Here is a 4,355-nt window from a genome sequence, read left to right on the forward strand (position 1 = left end):
TCTTTTCTTTAATTTATATAATTTACAGTCTTGTGTCATCAACATTGTCCAGCCAGTTGTTAATTGGCTCAATTACTGACTCTATGGTTGAATCTTCAAATGGACTGTTTAAGTTTCCTTCTTTCAGAAGCTCAAGGAATGGCTTGCTTCCTCCGATTTGGCAAAGGTGATGATAATCTTCCCATGCCTTATTTTTGTCTTCAAAAGTGAATTTAATCCAGTACTGAAAAGCGCAAACTTGAGCCAACGTGTAGTCAATGTAATAAAACGGATCATCAAATATGTGTCCCTGTCTGAACCAGTATCCGCCTTCTTCATAGAACTGGTTGTCTTCATAGTCAATCCATGGAAGATATTTCTTTTCTGTTTCTCTCCAAAGAGCTCTTCTTTCAGCCGGAGTAAGTTCCGGATTTTCATAAACCTTGTGCTGGAATTCATCTACGGTTACGCCGTAAGGTATGAACAGCATTGATTTTGACAAATGTGAAAATTTGTATTTAAGTTCATCTTCTTTAAAGAACAGTTTCATCCACGGCCATGTTATGAATTCCATGCTCATGGAGTGAATTTCGCATGCCTCAAGTGTTGGGAATATGAGTTCAGGGAACTCTATGTTCCTGCTTTCATAAACCTGAAATGCATGACCTGCCTCATGAGTGAGTGTATCCACATCATCAGATGTTCCATTGGAGTTTGCAAAAATAAAAGGAGACTTGTAATTTTGAATGAATGTGCAATATCCTCCGGATTGCTTGTTTGGTTTTGTCTCAAGGTCAAACAAGTCGCTTTCAACCATGTAGTTGAAAAATTCGCCGGTCTCCTTTGAAAGCTCTGTATACATTTTTTGAGCATTGTCAAGCATCCACTGTGTATTTCCTTTAGGGGTGGCATTGCCTGTTGTAAAGATTAAATCCTTGTCATAGTATTTTAAATTTTCAATTCCAAGTCTCTTTGCCTGGCGTTCTCTAAGATTTACAGTCAGCGGAACAATGTATTTAAGTACCTGGTTTCTGTAACCTTCAACATCTTTGGAATTGTATTCTGAGCGGTGAAGCCTGATGTATCCCAGCTCCACAAAGTTCTTGTATCCAAGCTTCACAGCAATTTTGTTTCTCACTTTAACAAGCTTGTCATAAATTTCATCAAATTTATCTAAATTATCTTTGAAGAATCCGCTGTATTTTTCATATGATTCTTTTCTTATGCTTCTGTCTGCCGATTGCATGTATGGTTGCATTTGAGACAGGTTCAAAACCTTACCGTCATAATTTATCTTTGCTGAGGAAACAAGCTTGTCGTATTCGCTTTGGAGCCTGTTTTCTTCCTGCAGCTCTGCAATTACATCATCAGAAAATGATTTGATTTCAAGTTCAGCCATGGTGAAATACTGAGGAGGAATTCTTTTTTTAAGTTCTTCTTTGAATTTGGAGTTTATAAGGGCCTTGTAGTATTCAACGGTAAGCCCTTTGAATATGGGTGAAACTTCATCCATATATTCATTTTCCTTGTCGTAAAATTCATCTGCAGTGTTGATGGAATGCCTTATTGAAGCCAAATTGAACATGGTGTCCACATTTTTTGATATTTCGTTCAGTTCATTTATTATGTTATATTGATCGTCTGCGCTGTCTGAATTGTTGAATTTTTCTATAAGTGATGAAAACTTTGCCCTGACTGAGTCTACTTCCGGGCGCACATATTCATAGTCATTAAATTTCATAAAAACCTCCTGAAATTAAGTATACATTTATATTACCACAGGAATGTTTTAAAATACATAATATTTGTAAAAATTAATAATTTTTTCCTAAAAATAATAAAAAAACTGTCGGGAGAATCCTGACAGTTATCTTAGCAGCGGCATGCTGCCTGTAAGTTTGTTAACCAGCTTTTTGTTTCCGCAAATAGCAACTCCGTAATATTTCAGCTCACTTTCAGAAACTCCTGAAATTTTTCTGGTGAAATCATCATATGTGTTGCAGCCTTGAGCCACATCTGAAAAGTCAACAACAGTTAAGTCTGAAAATTCCGGCTCATACAGCCTTCTTCGAAGGTCCTTGAGCATTGAATGATTTCCTTTTAATATGGGAACTGGAATTTCAATAATTCCCATGTGAGAGTTGCCTGTCTTGTCTATTACATCTGAACCAACAGCATCAGGAATTTGCTTGCCTAAAGTTATCCCCATTATTGCTGCTGTATTTGATATAATCCCAAGGGGTAGTGCTTCATCTATTACCATGACGCATTTTTGATTTTGATTTTCCATAATTACCTCTCTAATGTCTGTCTTTGTTATTTGTAAAAATATTTTTATATTGTCTTGGAGTAAGTCCGATAAATTCCTTGAAGAAGTTTGAAAAGTGGCTTTGGTCCACGAAGCCTGTTTCCATTGCAGCCTCTATTGGTTCAGTTCCATTTTCAAGCAGCTTTTTTGCGACATTTATACGCACCGTTTCCAAGTAACGGTATGGAGTGATACCCATGATTCTGGTGAATGATCGGAGCAGGGAGTATTTGTTCATTTTTGCAATTTTGCTTAGATCATCAAGGGTGATATGTTCTGCATAATGCTCTTCTATGTATGTGCATAATTCTTTTATTTCCGTATTAAGATATGATTCTATTGATTCAGAGTACGGAAGCGTGTATTCATCCAGTAGCTGTTCTATTAAAAAAAGGAATGTTTCTTCTTTTTTGAAATCGTCCTGTTCTTCCATTATGGCCTGATGAAGTTCACAAAGAAGAGAAGACTGTTCGCTGTCAAATGCCACAGGCTGCGAAAATTGAGGGAGATATTCCCTGCCTGTGATTTCATGCACAGCCTTTTTCATTATTTCAGGCTTTATGTTGATACATCTGTAATCCAATGTATTTTGGTCTATTTGCTCGCAGGTGTGATTTTCCATAGGATTAAACAACACCAAATCACCTGTGCCTATGGTGAATTCATTATTCTTGCATGACAAACGGCGCTTGCCGCTTTCAATGTAGCCTATTACATAATATTCGTGAAAATGGTTGGGGAATTTCTGCATAACACCCTTAAAACGGTAGGCTTCAACTTCCAAATCCCTGTCATAACAAACTGTTCGTTCTTCAAGTTCCATGACATGCTCCTTTCTTTAATATAAGAATATCACAAGGTTTTTTACGGCTCTTGTACGATATTGACTTTTTCTTATAATTTTTAATGACATTATATCACAAAACGGATAAATATAAATTGCGTTGTAAATTTTTGTGTAGTAGAATAGATGTATTTAAAGATAAAGGGGAAGTTTACAGCATGAAGCGATTTATTTCTGGAGTAAAAACAGGACTGCCCATATGTATGGGAGTCATACCGGTTGGAATTTCTTTTGGAATTATAGCAAGGCAGGGAGGACTGGAATCGTGGCAGGCAATACTCATGTCAATTATAGTATTTGCCGGAGCAAGCCAGATTATGTCTATAGGCATGCTTGTTCAGGGAGCATCCGTTCCGGCAATTATATTTGCAACATTTTTAATTAACCTCAGGCATCTTATAATGAGTACATATGTGATGAACAGATTAAAAGAAAAGGGGCTGCTTAAAAAAATGGCCCTGGCTTATGTGTTGTGTGATGAATCTTTTGCTTTGTTTTCCATGAGTGAAGAAGGAGAGGATGATGATATATTTTTATTTGGAATCAATGTGGTCCTTGGTATTTCATGGATTACCTCCACTGCCATTGGCTGTATCGCACTTAGCGTATTGCCTGATACAATTTCTAAAAGCCTTGGAATAGCATTTTATGCTTCATTTATAGCAATACTTATGCCTAATATTAGAAAGAATATGCAGTTGTTTTTGGTCGTAATCATCACAGGGATTATTAACAGCATGTTTGGAATGTTTTTTTCATCCAGCACAGCACTTATCTTTTCAATATTAATAGGTGCATGTATTGGGATGGTCATAATAAAGGATGAGGAAAGGAGCATGGAATGAGGATATTAATTTTAATCATTGGAATGGGAATTGTAACATATTTACCTCGAATGCTTCCTGCAGTCCTGGTTGAAAAAATTAGATTTAATAAAAAGATGGAGAAATTTTTGAGCCTTATTCCTTATACGGCAATGGCAGCATTGATTTTCCCGGGGGTTTTGTCAGTTGATGAAGGAAATATGGCAATCGGGCTTGTTGGTGCCTTTGTGGCAGTAATATTAAGCTGGTTGAAAATGCCAATTATGTTAGTAGTAGTAGGAGCAATAATATCTGATATTGTTGTTTATATGTTGGTGTAGAAGAGAAAAGCACAACACCTCATGATGTGTTGTGCAATATTTAAATTTTAAATAGTTATTAGAAATATCTCTTGCTAGCG

5 protein-coding genes are annotated in these 4,355 nt (G+C 36.4%); 2 read left to right on the forward strand and 3 right to left on the reverse strand.

The annotated features are described in order from the left end of the window. Positions 1–22: 22 nt before the first annotated feature. The 3 genes from BN358_RS22000 to BN358_RS22010 form a co-directional block, all read right to left on the reverse strand. Positions 23–1,720 carry a M3 family oligoendopeptidase gene (locus tag BN358_RS22000; RefSeq protein WP_019230574.1) on the reverse strand — a complete coding sequence of 566 codons (1,698 nt, stop codon included), beginning with the start codon at positions 1,718–1,720 and terminating at the stop codon, positions 23–25. 126 nt (positions 1,721–1,846) lie between these two features. Beyond that, entirely contained in the window at positions 1,847–2,269 is a 423-nt protein-coding gene (locus BN358_RS22005; RefSeq protein ID WP_019230575.1) for a DUF2000 domain-containing protein, read from the reverse strand. 10 nt (positions 2,270–2,279) lie between these two features. Further along, the gene (locus BN358_RS22010) at positions 2,280–3,110 is read right to left on the reverse strand and encodes an AraC family transcriptional regulator (RefSeq protein WP_019230576.1); all 831 of its coding nucleotides are present in this window, start codon (positions 3,108–3,110) and stop codon (positions 2,280–2,282) included. A gap of 179 nt (positions 3,111–3,289) precedes the next feature. On the opposite strand from BN358_RS22010, the gene BN358_RS22015 reads away from it, so the two are divergent. Together BN358_RS22015 and BN358_RS22020 are read left to right on the forward strand one after the other, a co-directional pair. Then, positions 3,290–3,976, forward strand: a complete 687-nt coding sequence (locus BN358_RS22015; protein ID WP_019230577.1) for an AzlC family ABC transporter permease — start codon at positions 3,290–3,292, stop codon at positions 3,974–3,976. Beyond that, entirely contained in the window at positions 3,973–4,275 is a 303-nt protein-coding gene (locus tag BN358_RS22020; RefSeq protein WP_019230578.1) for an AzlD domain-containing protein, read from the forward strand. Before BN358_RS22015 ends, BN358_RS22020 begins: the two co-directional genes overlap by 4 nt. The last annotated feature ends 80 nt before the right edge of the window (positions 4,276–4,355 follow it).

Source organism: Sedimentibacter sp. B4 (genome assembly GCF_000309315.1).
GTDB classification, from domain to species: Bacteria; Bacillota; Clostridia; order Tissierellales; family Sedimentibacteraceae; genus Sedimentibacter; species Sedimentibacter saalensis.